Source organism: Williamsia phyllosphaerae, from assembly GCF_014635305.1.
Classification (GTDB): Bacteria; Actinomycetota; Actinomycetes; order Mycobacteriales; family Mycobacteriaceae; genus Williamsia_A; species Williamsia_A phyllosphaerae.
In genome coordinates this window covers 514,252-530,295 of record NZ_BMCS01000003.1, presented here as the reverse complement: position 1 = coordinate 530,295, position 16,044 = coordinate 514,252, and the positions used below count along the sequence as shown (strand labels likewise).

Here is a 16,044-nt window from a genome sequence, read left to right as displayed (position 1 = left end):
GTCGGACTCACTGCACTGCCGGGTCCGCGGGGACTGCACCCGACAGGTCGTGGCCCAGTTCGGCGGCCAGCTTGGTGATGAGTTCCACCGCGCTGTCGGCGATCACGGTGCCCGGCGGGAAGATCGCGGCCGCACCCGCGGCGTACAACTCGTCGAAGTCGCCGGGCGGGATGACGCCGCCGACCACGATCATGATGTCCTCGCGGCCGACCGCGGCCAGTGCCGCCCTGAGTGCGGGCACCAGTGTGAGGTGACCGGCGGCGAGTGAGCTCACGCCCACCACGTGCACGTCGTTGTCCGCCGCCTGCTGCGCCACCTCGTCCGGGGTCTGGAACAGCGGGCCCACGTCCACGTCGAAACCGAGGTCGGCGAAGGCGGTCGCGATGACCTTCTGCCCGCGGTCGTGGCCGTCCTGACCCATCTTCGCGACGAGCACGCGGGGACGACGTCCCTCCGCCTCGGCGAACTGATGCACGATCTCGATCGCGGCGTCGATGTTGCTCACCTGTCCCGCCTCATCCCGATACACCCCGCTGATGGTCTTGATCTCGGCCTGATGCCGACCGTAGACCTTCTCCATCGCCTCGGAGATCTCCCCGACCGTCGCCTGGTGGCGGGCGGCCTCGATGGCCAGTGCCATCAGGTTGTTGCCCATCCCGCCGGAGATGTCGGCCGCGGCGCGGGTCAGATCGGCCAGGGCCGCCTCGACCTTCGCAGTGTCGCGCGAGGCCCGCAGCGAGGCCAGCTTCTCGAGCTGCTCGGACTGCACGCGACTGTTCTCGACCTTGAGGACCTCGACCTCCTGGTCGGAGTCGACGCGGTACTTGTTGATGCCGATGACGGGTTGGCGCCCCGAGTCGATCCGGGCCTGGGTGCGGGCCGCGGCCTCCTCGATACGCAGCTTCGGGATGCCCTCGTTGATGGCCTGCGCCATGCCGCCGGCCTCCTCGACCTCGGCGATGTGCTCGCGGGTGCGCTGGGCGAGCTGGTGGGTCAACCATTCCACGTAGTACGAACCGCCCCAGGGGTCGATGGGTCGCGTGGTGCCCGACTCCTGCTGCAGCAACAGCTGTGTGTTGCGTGCGATGCGGGCGGAGAAGTCGGTGGGCAGTGCGAGGGCCTCGTCGAGGGCGTTGGTGTGCAGGGACTGGGTGTGCCCCTGGGTGGCGGCCATCGCCTCGATACAGGTGCGGGCGACGTTGTTGAACGGGTCCTGTGCGGTGAGTGACCATCCCGAGGTCTGCGAATGTGTGCGCAGCGAGCGCGATTTCGGGTTCTTCGGTTCGAACTGGGCGACGAGCTCGCTCCAGATGAGTCGGGCCGCACGCAGTTTGGCGACCTCCATGAAGAAGTTCATCCCGATGCCCCAGAAGAAGGACAGCCGGGGCGCGAACGAGTCGATGTCCATGCCCGCGGCCAGTCCTGCGCGGATGTACTCGACCCCGTCGGCGAGGGTGTAGGCCAGCTCGAGATCGGCTGTGGCACCGGCTTCCTGGATGTGATAGCCGGAGATCGAGATCGAGTTGTACCGCGGCATCCGCTCGCTGGTGTAGGCGAAGATGTCGGAGATGATCCGCATCGACGGCTTCGGCGGATAGATGTAGGTGTTGCGGACCATGAACTCTTTGAGGATGTCGTTCTGGATCGTCCCGGCCAGCTTCTCCGGTCCGACGCCCTGCTCCTCGGCGGCGGCCACGTAGAGCGCCAGGATCGGCAGCACGGCGCCGTTCATGGTCATCGACACCGACACCGACCCCAGATCGATGCCGTCGAAGAGTTGGCGCATGTCGAGGATCGAGTCGATCGCGACACCGGCCATGCCGACGTCGCCCTGCACCCGCGGGTGGTCGGAGTCGTAGCCGCGGTGGGTCGCGAGATCGAAGGCGACCGACAGCCCCTTCTGCCCGGCCGCGAGGTTGCGGCGGTAGAAGGCGTTCGACTCGGCGGCAGTGGAGAACCCGGCGTACTGCCGGATGGTCCACGGCTGGTTGACGTACATCGTCGGGTACGGGCCCCGCAGGAACGGTGCCGCCCCGGGAACCGAGTCGAGCGGGTAGGGATGCTCACCGGCGTCGTCGGCGACCGCGTCGCGGTCGGCCCGTCCGAAGACCGGTGCCACGTCGATCTGCTCGGGCGTGGTCCAGGCCGCCTCGGGCTGGGCCGATGCGGCGACGGGTGCCGTCGGGGTCGTCTCCGACGGTGTCTCGGGGTCGAGCGCGACGTCGGCGAAGGTGGCGATCGTGGATCGGGTGGTGGTCACCGCGCGTCCTATCGGTTGGCGGCCCCGGAGCCCGAACGGGCACCGACACCGAGGAGTTGCTGCAGGGACGTCAACGTGTCGATCGCATCGACACCGATGCCGACGAAATCGTCGGGGGCGGGCGCCTCCGAGGGCCACGCCGAGGCCGGACCGGCGACGTGGACCGTCCGCACCCCGGCGCCGCGCACTGCGTCGAGTGCCGCGGCGCCCTCCTCGCGATAGCGGGGGTTCGCGGCACACAGGACCGCGACGGACGGGTCACCGGCCGCGGCCACCGCATCGGCGATCTGCTCGGGGCGCAGCGGACCGGGGTTGATCGCGGCGATGCCGCCCGCGGCCAGCAGGTTCGCGACGAAGGTGGTGCGGCCGTTGTGCTCGGCGACAGGACCCAGCGGGATCAGCACGATCGTGGGTCGTGCGCCGGACTCGGCCAGTGCACGGTCGGAGGCGTCACGCAGTTCCTCGAACTGGTGTGCCGTACGGACCAGGTTGGGTGGCGCCGGCGCGACCGGCGTGTTCGCCGACGTGGCGGACCCGGACTCGACGAGTGGCCTCTCGTCGAGGTTCGGGAACTCGCTGATCCCGGTCAGCGGGACGGTGCGGTGGGCGACGGCGCGGTCCCGCTCGGCCAGCGACTCGGCGATCTGGTCGGCGATGAACCCGCTCTCGAGCGCGGCCCGGTAACCGCCGTGTCCCTCCACCGTCTGGAACAGGGCCCACGCCGCATGCGCGACGTCGTCGGTGAGCGACTCGACGAACCACGAGCCGCCCGCGGGGTCGAGAACGCGACCCAGATTCGACTCCTCCAGCAGGAGGAGCTGGGTGTTGCGGGCCATGCGGCGGGAGAAGGCGGGACTCGAGGTGCGTGCCTCGAGCGGGAGGGCGGCGTCGAAACCGAGCACGGTCACCTGGTCGGCTCCGCCCACCCCGGCCCCGAACGCGGCCACTGTCGACCGCAGCATGTTCACCCACGCGTCGCGCTGGGAGAACATCCCGATCGTGGTGACGGCGTGAGTGACGGCGCCGCCGGCGTTCGGCGCACCGACCACGTCGGCGACACGCGCCCAGAGTCGGCGCAGCGCACGGAATTTCGCGATCGAGAGGAACTGGTCGTCGGACGCGCCGAGGGCGAAGGTGAGTTGACCCAGTGCCTGCTCGGGCGACAGCCCGGAGTCGGTGAGGGCGCGCAGGTAGTCGACTCCGGCGGCGACAGAGAACGCCAATTCCGCGACGTCGGTGGCGCCCGCCGCGGCGAAATCGGTGCCGTCGACGCGCAGCGCGCGGGCGCGGGTCCCGGCCCGGTGGGCGATGTCCACCGCGGCCGCGAGGTCGACGTCGGGACGCGTCGAATAGGCCGAGGTGAGCGGGGCGAGTCCGAGGTTGATGACGGTCGACACGCTCGGTCGGTGATCGTCGGGCAGCAGATCGAGCAGTGTCTGCGCCGCGGCGATGCCGTCGACTCCGGCGTCGATCGTGACCGGCACCAGGTCGAACAGGACGCCGTCGAGGGCCGCGGCGAGGTCGTCGAGCGCGATCCCGTCGGCGCCGACCGACAACCACAGGCCGCTGGCACCGTTCTCCAGAGCATCGATGATGGCGTCGTTGATCGCGCCGGGGTCGTTCGGCGAACTCGGATCCCCGAACCGTTCGGTGACGCGCCACCCCATGATCGGGTCCCGGTCGGCGTCGCTGCCCCGTACGAACGGGAACTGACCCGGCAACGAGGACTCCGGGAGTTCGTCGCGTCGGGTGTAGAGCGGCTTGACGGTCAGCGACCCCGGGAGATCCGTGGCCAGGAGCTCCTCGGGAGTGCCCGGCAGTTCGTCGACCGACACCCGGCGCGACTTCGCGAGAACCGCGGCGGCCGAGCGCGACCACTGCTCGTACGTGTCGTGCAATGCCGAGCCGGAGGCCGCGGTCGTGGGGTCGTCTGCAGTCGTGGTGTCCGCATTCGAGGTGTCACCGTCGGACATCGCGCCTGCCTTCCTCGCCCGAACCCGCCGCAGCGTGAGGACGTATTCGAGGGCGATCTGCCCGGCGGTCCATCGGTGAACCGACACTAGCCGATCGATCGCTCGGGCCGTCACCCCGGCAGTGCGATCCACGCCACATCGTGATCGGGTTCGTATGCTCGACGGGTGACCGCACCCGAACGACCCGACGACGCGGTCGAGCGCTCTCCGGTGCGCACCCTGGTGACCGCGGCGCTGGCCGGACTGGTCGTCATCGCGGTGATCGCGCTGGCCTATGTGGTCCCGCTCCCGTCGGTGGGATATCTGCGGACCTGGGCCGACTCGGTCGGTCCGGGGTTCGTGGCCCTGTTCTTCTGCGCCTACGCGCTCGTCACCGTCGGCCCCATCCCGCGTACGGCGTTCACCGTCTCGTCGGGTCTGCTGTTCGGACCGATGGTCGGCTTCGTCGGCGCGATGGTCGCCTCCACCGTCGCCGCGGCGCTCGCCTTTCTCCTGGCGCGTCGACTCGGCCGACGACGCGTCCAGCGGTTCGTGGACCGTCCGATCGTCGCGAGCATCGAACACCGGTTGCGTCGCCGCGGATGGTTGGCGGTGGGTTCCCTGCGTCTGATCGCGGCCTGCCCGTTCTCGGTCGTCAACTACTGTTCGGGCCTGTCATCGGTGCCGCTGCGGTCGTACCTGCTCGGTTCGGTGGTCGGCATGGCGCCCGGAACCGCGTCCATCGTGTTCGTCGGGGATGCGCTCACCGGCCGGTTGAACCCGATCACACTGGCGTTCAGCGCCACGTTCTTCCTGGTGGGGATCGGTGGCCTGGCCGCCGACATCGCATTGGACCGACGCGACCGGGTGGTCCCGTCCGAGTCCACCGCGGATCACTCCTCCCCCGTCATCAAGTCGTGAGACTGGATTCTTCTCAGTAAAGGGTCCATACTTGATTTTGTTGAATCAAGTCAGAAGCCTTACGGAGGTTGCCGTGTTCGTGATGACTGTCGACCAGCGGAACAGTCGCCGCGACGTCGACCGTGTCGGGTTCGTCCTCGACGTGCTCGCGGGCGCGATCACCGTCCGCCCTTTCGAACGCACGGCAGGCGACGAGATCCAAGGTGTCCTCGACGATCCCGCCGAGGTCACCCGCCTGATCGCCGAACTCGTACGGACCGGCCACTGGAGTGTCGGCGTGGGAACCGGTCCGGTCGACACCCCGCTGCCGCGTACCACCCGGGCCGGACGTGGGCCCGCGTTCGAGTACGCACGCGAGGCGGTGGACGGGGCCAAACGATCACGTGTCCCGGTGGCCGTTCGCGGTCCCGACGACGACGGATGTCGACTCGCGCAGACCGCGGCCCGACTGCTCGGGGACCTCGTGCTCGGGCGCAGCGAACCCGGGGCCGCCGCGGTCGACGCGATGCGTGCGGCGCCCAGTCAGTCAGAGGCTGCTGCCACACTCGGGATCACCCCACAGGCGATGTCGCAACGACTCCGCAGCGCGCGCTGGGACATCGACGCCGACACCCACGCTCTGGTCACCGAGATGCTGAGACGAGCGCAGACCCCGGAACAGGAGCCCATCGGATGACGATCACCGCCGTCTCACTGCTCGTGGCACTCGCGGTACTGCCCGCAGCACTGCACCCGATCGCCCGCACACACCGCGTGACCCCGGTGCTGTTCGCGGCATCGGTGACGCTGGTGCTGCTCGCGGTGACCGCTGTCGTCGCCGGCATCGCCGGACCGGCCGACGGTGTGGGCGCCCGGATCGCCCAGTGCGCGGCGGTCATCGCCGCGATGACCGGCGGTGGCGCGGTGGTCCGATCGGTCCTGATCCTCGGTGGTGTCGACCCCTGGCGGTCGGACACCCCGATGTCGACCGACGAGTCGATGTCCCCGGTCTCGGCAACACCCGATGACCCCGACTCGGCCGAGCCGCTTGCCGCACCGCCACTGCGCGGTGGCCGCGTCATCGGCTTCCTCGAGCGCGGGGCGGTCGCGGTGACCCTCATCCTCGGCTGGCCGGAGGGGCTCGCGATCATCCTCGCCGTGAAGGGACTGGCCCGGTATCCCGAACTCCGCGAGGCGCACGCCGGTGAGCAGTTCATCATCGGCACGTTCGGTTCGGTGCTCTACGCCGTCGCCGTGGCGGGCACCGCACACCTCATCGTCAGTTGACTGCCTGCCCGCGATGGGCGGCCGCCGGCGAACTCAGGTGCGGTCGGTGTCCTCGCCCGGTGAGATCTCGCCCTGATCGGCATCGGGGTACCCGCGGTCGCGGCCACCGAGCACCGTCTCCGGAGCCGACGACTGCGATCGCGACGTGAGCGGCTCGGCCACCGGCTTGCGGGCGACGGCCTCGGCCTCGGCGACCGCCTGTGCGACCTTCGGGTCCGACGCGAGGTCGAACCAGTCCTCGACATCGGAATCGTCGACCGTGGGCGGCACGTCGTGGTCGGAGGACTCGTAGCGGAACACGCCGTCGTCCCCCTGCGCGCCGAACGACTTCGCGAAGCCCTGGAGCGCCGACCCGAAGTCCGACGGCACGACCCACACCGAGTTCCCCTCGCCTGCGGCCATTTCCGGCAGTTTCTGCAGGTACTGGTAGGCCAGGAGCTCCGGTGTCGGCTTGCCCGCCTTGATCGCGGCGAACACCTTCTCGATCGACTTGGCCTCACCCTGCGCGTACAGGTACTGCGCCGCGCGCTCACCCTGCGCGCTGAGGATCCGCGACTGCCGGTCGGCCTCGGCGGCGAGGATGGCGGCCTGCTTGGCGCCCTCGGCGGAGAGGATCTGACTCTGCTTGTTGCCCTCGGCGGTCTTGATCGACGACTCCCGCTGGCCTTCCGCGGTGAGGATCATGGCGCGCTTCTCGCGGTCGGCCTTCATCTGCTTCTCCATCGACTCCTGGATCGACGGCGGCGGCATGATGCTCTTGAGCTCGACGCGGGCGACACGGAGTCCCCACCGTCCGGTGGCCTCGTCGAGAACGCCACGCAGCTGGGCGTTGATGGAGTCACGCGAGGTCAGGGTCTCCTCGAGCGTCATGCCGCCGACCACGTTGCGCAGTGTCGTGGTCGCGAGCTGCTCGACACCGATGATGTAGTCGTTGATCTCGTAGACCGCCGACTGCGGCACCGTCACCTGGAAGTACACGACGGTGTCGATGGACAGGGTCAGGTTGTCCTCGGTGATGACCGGCTGGGGCGGGAAGGAGACGACCTGCTCGCGGAGGTCGACGCGGGCACGGATGCGATCGACGAACGGGATGAGCAGGGTGAGCTGCCCCGACACCGTCTTCGTGTAGCGCCCCAGTCGTTCGATAACGGCGGCCTCGGCCTGCGGTATCAACGCAACCGATCGGAACAGGATGATCGACGCCAGCAGAACCAGCACCACCACCACGACGAGTCCGGCAATCATCAGCGCACCTACCCCTTCCACACGACCGCGGTAGCTCCGTCGATCGCCATGACCATCACGTCCTGGCCTGTCTCGTACACGTCGGCGTCGTGCATGGCCCGCGCCGACCAGGTGTCCCCGTCGAGTCGGACCTGCCCGCCCCGCCCGGTGACCTCGGCGGTCACCACGGCGGTTTTTCCTTGTAACGCTTCGGCATTGGTGGCCAGAGCAGGGCGGCGCATGAGATGTCGCTTGGCCACGGGACGAGCCGCGGTCAACAGGAGAACCGATGTCACGGCGAAGATGACGCCGTCGATGACGATCGGCAGATCGAAGAAGAATGCGCTCCCGGACGCGGCGAGTGCGCCACCCGCCAACATGAGCAGGATCAGTTCACCACTGAGTGCCTCGACGCCCAGGAGTACGAGCGCCGCGGCCAACCACACCAGAGCCGCCATGGGTCCATAGTGCCAGAATTCGGCATCCTGCCGGTTGATCCGTACAGGAACCTCAGGCCTGTCCGTCCTCGCCTGCGGTGACGAAATCGATGAGTTCCTCGACGCTGCGCATCAGTTCGACACGGATGTCGCGGTAGTCGTGCACCTGGCCGTAGATCCGTCGCCACCCGTCTTTCGGTGTGCCCCAGCCCAACCGGCGGCACACGCCGGCCTTCCACTCTTCTCCGCGCGGCACCCGCGGCCAGTGCGCGATCCCCATCCGCTCCGGTTTGACCGCCTCCCAGACATCGATGAAGGGATGTCCGCAGACGAGGACGTCCGGCCCGACCTCGGCGGTGAGGCGCGACTCCTTCGAGTTCGCGACGAGGTGATCGACGAGTACGCCGGCCCGACGATGCGGGGCCGGTGCGAACTCGTCGAGGACGGCGTCGAGGTTGTCGAGTCCGTCGAGGCTCTCCACCACCACACCCTCGGCGCGCAGGTCGTCGCCCCAGACACGCTCGACGAGCGCCGCGTCGTGCACGCCCTCGACGAAGATCCGGCTGGCCCGTGCAGTCCGTGCCCGCCGGGTGGGCGCCGCGACGGATCCCGAGGCGGTCAGCGTGCGGCCTGCGGCCGGGGCCACCGGCTTGGTCAGGGTCACCGTGGCGCCGTCGATGAGGAAGGCCGACGGTCGCATCCCGAAGATCCGGGTGGCTCCCCTGCGGTCCTCGAGGCGGACGTAGTCGCCGTCGTAGCCCTTCTCGAACCCGACGACCGCGCCGCAGAAACCGGTTGCGGCGTCCTCGACCACCGTGCCGGGGTCGGCGGGCACCTCGGGAACGACCGGGCGGCGTCGGTGGCCGCCACCGGCGAGGATGTCGGTTCCGTAAGGATCGGTGCCGGAGAATGCGCTCACTCCGACCACCGTAGGGATCGGCGTGGGGCCCGTCGCGGAGCCACGCCGAGGTGGGTCGGTGCGGCGACGGTGAATCCGATGCGGGTCGGGGCGGACCGCTATCGTGGCGATCGATGACCGAGACCACCCACCAACCACCGACCGGCAGCCTCCGCGCCCTCACCAGCCTCGCCACGTGGGGTGCGCGGTGGCGCAGCGGGCAGTGCGCACCCGACGACATCGTCGACGCGCTGTCCGACGCCGCCGACAGCCACCGCATCACCGCCGCCGACCCCGCGGCGGCGCAGGCGTTGTCGCTGGGCGCCGCGGAGACCGGCACCGGGAGCCTGCTGCGGATGATCCGCAACTCCCGGTGCATCCGACTGCTGATGCCGTCGCCGGGCGACACCTGCGGCATCGTGGCGTCCCCTGCTCTGCGCGGCGCTCTCGACACCGGGGAGATCCTGGTGCTGTGGCCGACAGCGTCCGACCCCGGCAGTGACGACGCCTACGGACTCGTCGCGCGCACGGTCGCGACGGACACCGTCACCTGGACCGCACATCACCTCGGCCGGGTCACCCCCCGACCGGTGGAGAGCCTCGCCACCGTCGAATACGAGCTGCGACAGGGCATCCGATCGGCCGCCGAACTGTTCACACAGTTGGGGTCGATGGATGCGCCGTCGACCGCCGCGGGTGCGCCCGATCTGCGCACGCGGCTCACCGAACTCACCGCGCGCTCGCACATCGATCTACCGCCGCACACCTCCGAACGCGTCATCCGCGTGATCGACCAGGCGACCCAGGTGGCGGCGATCGTCGATCTGGTGCTCGAGCGGAGCCCGGCGTTCGGACTGACCTCGGGGACCCAGTCGAGCGGCGACCACGCGGTGGAGAGATTGCGGTCGCTGACGCGACTGGCGCGGATGACCGCGGTCAACACGATCATCAGCGAGTCCGAGCAGAGCCTGCGGTAACGCGACCCGGTGGTTCGTCCCGGCGGCCGACTCAGGCGGCCGGGCGTGAGGGGCGCTGCGAGACACAGCATCCCACCGCGCAGCGGGCGCCGTTCTCGGTACACCCCATCCCCGCGGCGTCGGTGTCGAGTCCCTGGAGCTGCGCCGAGATCAGCGACACGATCATGTCGGTGAACCGCGGATCGACACCCACCGTGCCGGCGCGTTCCATCGGCAGGTCGAGTCGTTCGGCGACCTCCACCGCCTCGGTGTCGAGATCCCAGACCACCTCGAGGTGGTCGGAGACGAATCCGATCGGGCACACGATCACCGGGTCGAGGTTCTGTGCGGCAAGGGTTTCGAGGTGATCGCAGATGTCGGGCTCGAGCCACGGGATCTGCGGCGGTCCCGATCGCGACTGCCACACCAGGTCGTGGGCGGCGAAACCGGCCGCAGCGGCGGCACGTTCGGACGCAGCGGCCACCTGACGGCTGTAGAGATGCCCGCCCTGCGCCGGTGGACCTGCGGCCTTGTCGGCCGCGGACGGGATCGAGTGCGCGGTGAACACGAGGCGGGCGTCGCCACGACGATCGGCCGGGAGTCTGTCACGGGCCGCGGTGATGGCGTCGGCGCAGGCCGCCGTCATCTCCGGACGGTCCCAGTAGTGCGGCAGCTTGCGCAGGTCCATCAGATCCGTGCCGGGCTGACCATGCTTGTCCGACAAGGCATCCAGAGCCCGTCGGATGTCCTCGTGGTACTGCGCGCAGCCGGAGTACCCACCCCACGCCGAGGTCGGGAACACCAGGGCGTGGCGGCGTTCGTCGTCGTACATCGCCGACACCGTGTCCTCGATCATCGGATGCCAGTTCCGGTTCCCGAAGTACACCGGGAGGTCGATCCCGGCCGCGTCCAGGCCGGCCCGGAGGTGGTCGATGATGTCCAGATTGAGGCGGTTGATCGGCGAGACACCACCGAAGTGCAGGTAGTGCTCGGCGACCTCGTCGAGCCGCTCCGGTGGCACCCCTCGACCCCGCGTGACGTTCTCCAGGAACGGACGGACGTCGTCGGGCCCGTCGGGACCACCGAACGACAGCACCAGGATGGAGTCGAAGGAAGTGCTCATGAACCGGTGAAACCCTCGGGGAACCAGGTGTTGTGGCTCGCGCCACCGTCGACGTAGACGATCGACCCGGTGGTGCCGGGCAACCAGTCCGAGAGCAGCGCACAGATCGACTTCGCGACCACGGTGGGGTCGTCGACATTCCACCCGATCGGCGACGCACCGTCCCAGTACTCGTTGAGCATGTTGAGCTGTTTGGCGTCGTCGGTCGCGGTACCCGCGATCGCCTTGGCAGCGAGCGTCTTGATCGGCCCGGCGGCGACGAGGTTGGACCGGATCCGCTTGGCGGCACCGACTTCCCGTGCCACGTAACGGTTCACCGACTCGAGTGCGGCCTTGGCCACACCCATCCAGTTGTAGTACGGCATGGCGGTACGCGGGTCGAAGTCCATGCCCACGATGGAGCCACCCTCGTTCATCGCAGGCAGCACGGCGCGGGCCAGCGCGGCGTAGCTCCAGGCGGAGATCTCGAACGACTTGGCCGCATCGGGTCCGGGGGCGTCGAGGAACGGCACCGCATCGGGACCCATCAGGTTCTTGGGTGCCATCGCGATCGAGTGCAGGACGCCGTCGACCCCCTCGGGGGCCAGCTCACGAACCTTGTCGGCGAGTTCGCCGAGGTTCTCCTCGTTGGTGACATCGAGACCGATGGCCGCCGGGACCTCGGTCGGGAGTCGGCGCGCGATGCGGTCGATCAAGCGCAGACGCTCGGGGATGCCGGTGATGATGACCTTGGCGCCCTCGTTCTGCGCCATCGCCGCGGCGTGGAACGCGATCGACGAATCGGTGATGATGCCGGTGATCAAGATGGTCTTGCCCTCGAGCAGTCCGCTCACGTGTGTCCTCCTGGCTGTGGCTGTTGCTGTGGTGGTCGTGCGGGTGATGTGGTGTGCCTCAGTGGCCCATGCCGAGGCCGCCGTCGACGGGGATGACCGCCCCCGACACGTACGACGAATCGTCCGAGGCGAGCCAACTGACGACCGCCGCGACCTCGTCGGTCCGGCCCATGCGCTGCGCCGGGATCAACTGCAGCGCCTGCTCCTGGTAGTTCTCGGGCAGCGCAGCGGTCATCTCGGTGTCGATGAAGCCGGGGGCGACGACGTTGGCGGTGATCGAGCGCGACCCGAGCTCGCGGGTCAGCGACCGCGCCATGCCGATCAGACCGGCCTTGGACGAGGCGTAGTTGATCTGGCCGGGGGTACCCATGGTGGCGACCACCGAGCCGATGAAGATGAACCGCCCGAATCGCTTGCGCAGCATCGATCGACACGCGGCCTTGGCGACGCGGAACGATCCGGTGAGGTTGGCGTCGATGACCTTGGAGAACTGCTCCTCGCTCATCCGCATCAGCAGCGTGTCGTCGGTGACGCCCGCGTTGGAGACCAGGACCTCGACGGGGCCCTGATGCTTCTCGACCTCGGCGAAGGCCGTGGTGATGGACTCGGCGTCGGTCACGTCGCACACGACGCCGAACAGACCGTCGGGCACGCCGGAGCCGCGGTGGGTCACCGCGACCTTGTGTCCGTCGGCGGCCAGGCGCTGTGCGATGGCCAGTCCGATACCGCGGTTGCCGCCGGTCACCAGTACCGAGCGGGAGATCCGGCCCCCCGCGGCTGTGGACTCGTCTGTCGATGTCGTGGTGTCTGCCATGGAGGTCAACCTATCGTCCGCGCGTGGCGCGACGTGGAGCAGGTCGAATCCCGGGTGGGCAGTGGGCGGCTCGGCGATCCGGTGTTGTGACGGGTCACGGTAGGCGCCGATTGAGTGCCACGGCACCCACAGCGGCCAGCAGCACCAGGATCGTGCCCGCGATCAACCACGGACGTGAGTTGTCGCCCTTGCGTGTCTCGTACCCGATCTGTTGTTGCAGGGTGTCGTAGACCTTGGTGAGCTCGTCGAGGCTCGACGCGGTGAAGAACTCGCCGCCGGACAGGCTGGCGATCTTGTTCAGCGACTCGTCGTCGACCGGCACCGGGATCCGGTCGCCCTCGAGGTCCACCGACCCCGTCGAGGTACCGAACGAGATGGTGTTGACCGGGATGCGTTCCTCTTTGGCCTTGCGGGCCGCGGTGAACGCGCCGCGGGGATCGTCCGGGTCGTCGGGCACCGTCTCTTTGCCGTCAGACTCGAGCACGATCCGGGCGGGCGGCGCGCCTTTGTCCCCGCCGAGTACGGCGTTGAGGGTCTTGATCTGCTGGATGGCCGCGAAGATGCCCTCGCCGGTGGCCGTCTTGTCCTCGAGTTGGAGTTTGTCGACGGCGACCTTGGTCGCGTTGTGGTCCGGGGTCGGCGAGACCAGGGTCGCGGCGGTGCCCGCGTAGGAGATCAGACCGAGGTTGATTCCGTCGGTGAGGTCGTCGGCGAACTTCTTGGCCGCCTGCTGAGCAGCCTTGATGCGCGAGGGTGCGACGTCGGTCGCGTTCATCGACCGGGACACGTCGATCACCAGGATGACCGTCGCCTTGTTCCGCGGGATGCGGCGGTCGGCCTGCGGGCCGGCCAACGCCACGGTCAGCAGGATCAGGCCGACCAGCATGACCGCGATCGGCACGTGGCGAAACCGGTTGCGCTGGGTCGGGACGACGGAGTTCAGCAGCTCCAGATTGGCGAATCTCAGTGCGCGGTTGTGCCTGCGCCTCTGCATGTAGACGTAGCCGACGCCGAGTCCGACGACGAGCAGCAGGATCAGCAGCCACCAGGGGGTCGCGAGATCGAACATGGCCGCTACCGTCCCGATCCGGCGCCGAGACCGCGGCGGCGACGCACCACGAAACGCACCACGTCGGAGATCCAGTCACGGTCGGTGCTCAACGTCAGAGTAGGTGCGCCACACGTGCGCAACGTCCGATGGACGTCGGACTGATGGGCTCGCGCCGCGCGCGCGAAGTCGTCGCGGACACGGTCGGTCACGGTGATCTCACGGACCTGACCACTCTCGGCGTCACGCAGGACCACTTCCCCGACGTCGGGCAGGGCCATGTCCCGGGGATCGAGGACCTCGACGCCGAGGAGTTCGTGGTGGCCACCGACGGCACGCAGTGGGCGGTCCCAGTCGATGGGACCGAGGAAGTCGCTGACGACCACGGCGAGTCCGCGGCGGCGCTCGGGGCGGCGCAACGCGTCGATGCCGGCGTTGAGGTCTCCGCGGACCCCGTCGGAACTGCGACGGGTCGTCGCGATGGTCTTGAGGAGGTTCAGCGCGTGCGCCCGCCCGCTGCGGGCGGGGATCCGCACGATGGTGTCGCCGGTGGCGACGATCGCGCCGATCCGGTTGCCGCCGCCGAGGGTGAGATGAGTGATCGCGGCGCACGCGGCGACCGACAGATCGCGCTTGGTCCCGTTGACCGTGCCGAAGTCCAGACTCGCCGACATGTCCACGACCAGCCAGGTCTCGAGCTCGCGGTCGGCGACCATCTGGCGGACGTGGGCATGGGTCGTCCGTGCGGTGACCGACCAGTCCATCCGACGCACGTCGTCGCCCGGTTGGTACATACGAGCCTCACCGGGCTCGGAGCCGGGACCGGGGATCAGTCCCATGTGATCACCCTGCAGGACGCCGTCGAGCTTGCGGCGCACCGTGATCTCGAGCGTCTTCAGTGCCGCGGTCAGCGTCGGGTCGTCGAGGGTGCCCGCGCCGAACGACGGCAGGCGGTCAGCGTCCGCCATCGATGCGGCCGTGCGTCGGCGCCGGGTGGGCGCCGGCGACGCGCGGATCCGGTGCCTGGCCGGGAGCCGACTGCTGGGGCTTGGCCATGCCCACCGGCGCGCCGTTGGGGGGCTGGGGCACACCGTGCTGAGGTACGCCCTGCTGAGGTGCACCCTGCTGGGGCCCGGCCGGTGCGGACTGCGGTGCGGGCCCGCCCTGGATCGGCTGGGCACTGACCTGGGGCAGTCCCACGGTCTGCAGCACGCGGGTGATCACCTGGTCCGCGTCGATCTCGTCGGCGAGCGCGTCGTAGCTGAGCACCAGACGATGACGCAGGACGTCAGGGATTATCTCGACGACGTCGGAGGGGATCACGTAGTCGCGACCTCGGACCAGGGCGAGCGCACGGGCGGCCGCGACGATACCCAGCGTGGCGCGCGGAGACGCGCCGTAGGACAGCCAGCTCGCGACGTCGTTCATGCCGAAGTCGGCCGGGCGGCGGGTCGCGGTGATCACCCGGACCACGTAGTCCACCAGCGCATGGTGGACGAAGACGTTCGCGGCGACCTTCTGCAGACGGACCGTCGACTCGGGGTCGAGGATCTGGCCCGCGGTCGGGACCCGGGTGCCCATGCGGTAGACGATCTCGCGCTCCTCCTCCACCGAGGGGTAGTCGACGAGGATCTTGAACAGGAAGCGGTCGCGCTGCGCCTCGGGCAGCGGGTAGACACCCTCGTTCTCGATCGGGTTCTGCGTCGCCATGACCAGGAACGGATCGGGCATCGGATAGGTCGTCCCACCGATGGAGAGATGGCGCTCGGCCATCACCTCGAGCAACGCCGACTGCACCTTGGCCGGCGCGCGGTTGATCTCGTCGGCGAGCAGGAAGTTGGCCACGACCGGCCCGAGTTCGGTGTCGAACTCCTCGCGGCCCTGCCGGTAGATGCGGGTGCCGATGAGGTCGGTGGGCACGAGGTCGGGCGTGAACTGCACACGCGAGAAGCTGCCGCCGATGACGTGCGCGTAGGTCTCGACCGCGAGGGTCTTGGCGACCCCGGGGACACCTTCGAGGAGGATGTGGCCGCGCGCCAGCAGACCGACCAGGATCCGCTCGATGAGCTGATCCTGCCCGACGATGACGCGCTTGACCTCGAACATCGCGCGCTCCAGGAGCTTCACGTCCGCGTCGGTGAGTGCGAACTCGCCGCCCTGGTCATTGCCGTCGTGCGTTGCGGACACGCGTGATCCTCCGATTGAGAGCCGGTAGTGGGGGGACTTGACCTCACCGAGAGTAGCGGTCGCACGCACCCGAGGGTCGGATGCGTGCGAACGCGCTGCTCACCGGCGACGCCGAAGGTGTCGAG

The 16,044-nt window shown here is 69.1% G+C and carries 15 protein-coding genes; 4 read left to right on the top strand and 11 right to left on the bottom strand.

Going from position 1 to position 16,044, the window contains the following annotated elements; genetic code table 11:
* Positions 1-7: 7 nt before the first annotated feature.
* Both scpA and IEV93_RS21000 read right to left on the bottom strand, forming a co-directional pair.
* Positions 8-2,260, bottom strand: coding sequence for a methylmalonyl-CoA mutase (scpA, locus tag IEV93_RS21005; protein WP_188492643.1), 2,253 nt, complete (start codon positions 2,258-2,260; stop codon positions 8-10).
* An 8-nt stretch (positions 2,261-2,268) separates the two neighbouring features.
* Positions 2,269-4,233 (bottom strand): methylmalonyl-CoA mutase family protein, encoded by a 1,965-nt coding sequence (locus tag IEV93_RS21000; protein WP_188493295.1) that lies wholly within the window; start codon positions 4,231-4,233, stop codon positions 2,269-2,271.
* Between the two features lie 165 nt (positions 4,234-4,398).
* Here IEV93_RS21000 and IEV93_RS20995 point away from each other — a divergent pair, with 165 nt between their 5' ends.
* From IEV93_RS20995 to IEV93_RS20985, 3 genes are all read left to right on the top strand, one after another.
* Positions 4,399-5,133, top strand: coding sequence for a TVP38/TMEM64 family protein (locus IEV93_RS20995; RefSeq protein ID WP_229705376.1), 735 nt, complete (start codon positions 4,399-4,401; stop codon positions 5,131-5,133).
* A 73-nt stretch (positions 5,134-5,206) separates the two neighbouring features.
* The gene (locus IEV93_RS20990) at positions 5,207-5,809 is read left to right on the top strand and encodes a hypothetical protein (protein WP_188492641.1); all 603 of its coding nucleotides are present in this window, start codon (positions 5,207-5,209) and stop codon (positions 5,807-5,809) included.
* Complete coding sequence (locus IEV93_RS20985) at positions 5,806-6,399, top strand: hypothetical protein (RefSeq protein ID WP_188492638.1); 594 nt, start codon at positions 5,806-5,808, stop codon at positions 6,397-6,399. Before IEV93_RS20990 ends, IEV93_RS20985 begins: the two co-directional genes overlap by 4 nt.
* A gap of 33 nt (positions 6,400-6,432) precedes the next feature.
* Here IEV93_RS20985 and IEV93_RS20980 read toward each other — a convergent pair whose 3' ends face one another.
* Genes IEV93_RS20980 through IEV93_RS20970 form a run of 3 tightly spaced genes read right to left on the bottom strand, consistent with a single transcriptional unit; the run spans position 6,433 to position 8,979 of the window.
* Positions 6,433-7,644 (bottom strand): SPFH domain-containing protein, encoded by a 1,212-nt coding sequence (locus IEV93_RS20980; RefSeq protein WP_188492636.1) that lies wholly within the window; start codon positions 7,642-7,644, stop codon positions 6,433-6,435.
* Between the two features lie 8 nt (positions 7,645-7,652).
* A complete protein-coding gene (locus IEV93_RS20975) occupies positions 7,653-8,081 on the bottom strand; it encodes an NfeD family protein (RefSeq protein ID WP_188492634.1) in 429 nt (142 codons plus the stop codon).
* Positions 8,082-8,133: 52 nt separating this feature from the next.
* On the bottom strand, positions 8,134-8,979 hold the full coding sequence (locus tag IEV93_RS20970; RefSeq protein ID WP_229705375.1) for a DUF3097 domain-containing protein: 846 nt from the start codon (positions 8,977-8,979) through the stop codon (positions 8,134-8,136).
* A 113-nt stretch (positions 8,980-9,092) separates the two neighbouring features.
* On the opposite strand from IEV93_RS20970, the gene IEV93_RS20965 reads away from it, so the two are divergent.
* Positions 9,093-9,935 carry an Rv1486c family protein gene (locus IEV93_RS20965; protein WP_188492629.1) on the top strand — a complete coding sequence of 281 codons (843 nt, stop codon included), beginning with the start codon at positions 9,093-9,095 and terminating at the stop codon, positions 9,933-9,935.
* 31 nt (positions 9,936-9,966) lie between these two features.
* Here IEV93_RS20965 and IEV93_RS20960 read toward each other — a convergent pair whose 3' ends face one another.
* The 6 genes from IEV93_RS20960 to IEV93_RS20935 all read right to left on the bottom strand — a co-directional run bounded on the left by IEV93_RS20960 (position 9,967) and on the right by IEV93_RS20935 (position 15,919).
* Positions 9,967-11,037 (bottom strand): ferrochelatase, encoded by a 1,071-nt coding sequence (locus IEV93_RS20960; protein WP_188492628.1) that lies wholly within the window; start codon positions 11,035-11,037, stop codon positions 9,967-9,969.
* Positions 11,034-11,870 (bottom strand): NADH-dependent enoyl-ACP reductase InhA, encoded by an 837-nt coding sequence (gene inhA / locus IEV93_RS20955; RefSeq protein ID WP_188492626.1) that lies wholly within the window; start codon positions 11,868-11,870, stop codon positions 11,034-11,036. The genes IEV93_RS20960 and inhA overlap by 4 nt, the downstream gene beginning before the upstream one ends.
* Before the next feature lie 58 nt (positions 11,871-11,928).
* The gene (gene fabG1 / locus IEV93_RS20950; protein WP_188492624.1) at positions 11,929-12,684 is read right to left on the bottom strand and encodes a 3-oxoacyl-ACP reductase FabG1; all 756 of its coding nucleotides are present in this window, start codon (positions 12,682-12,684) and stop codon (positions 11,929-11,931) included.
* A 94-nt stretch (positions 12,685-12,778) separates the two neighbouring features.
* On the bottom strand, positions 12,779-13,753 hold the full coding sequence (locus tag IEV93_RS20945) for a VWA domain-containing protein (protein ID WP_188492622.1): 975 nt from the start codon (positions 13,751-13,753) through the stop codon (positions 12,779-12,781).
* Positions 13,754-13,758: 5 nt separating this feature from the next.
* Complete coding sequence (locus IEV93_RS20940; protein ID WP_188492620.1) at positions 13,759-14,700, bottom strand: DUF58 domain-containing protein; 942 nt, start codon at positions 14,698-14,700, stop codon at positions 13,759-13,761.
* Positions 14,687-15,919 (bottom strand): AAA family ATPase, encoded by a 1,233-nt coding sequence (locus tag IEV93_RS20935; protein WP_229705374.1) that lies wholly within the window; start codon positions 15,917-15,919, stop codon positions 14,687-14,689. The genes IEV93_RS20940 and IEV93_RS20935 overlap by 14 nt, the downstream gene beginning before the upstream one ends.
* Positions 15,920-16,044 lie beyond the last annotated feature (125 nt).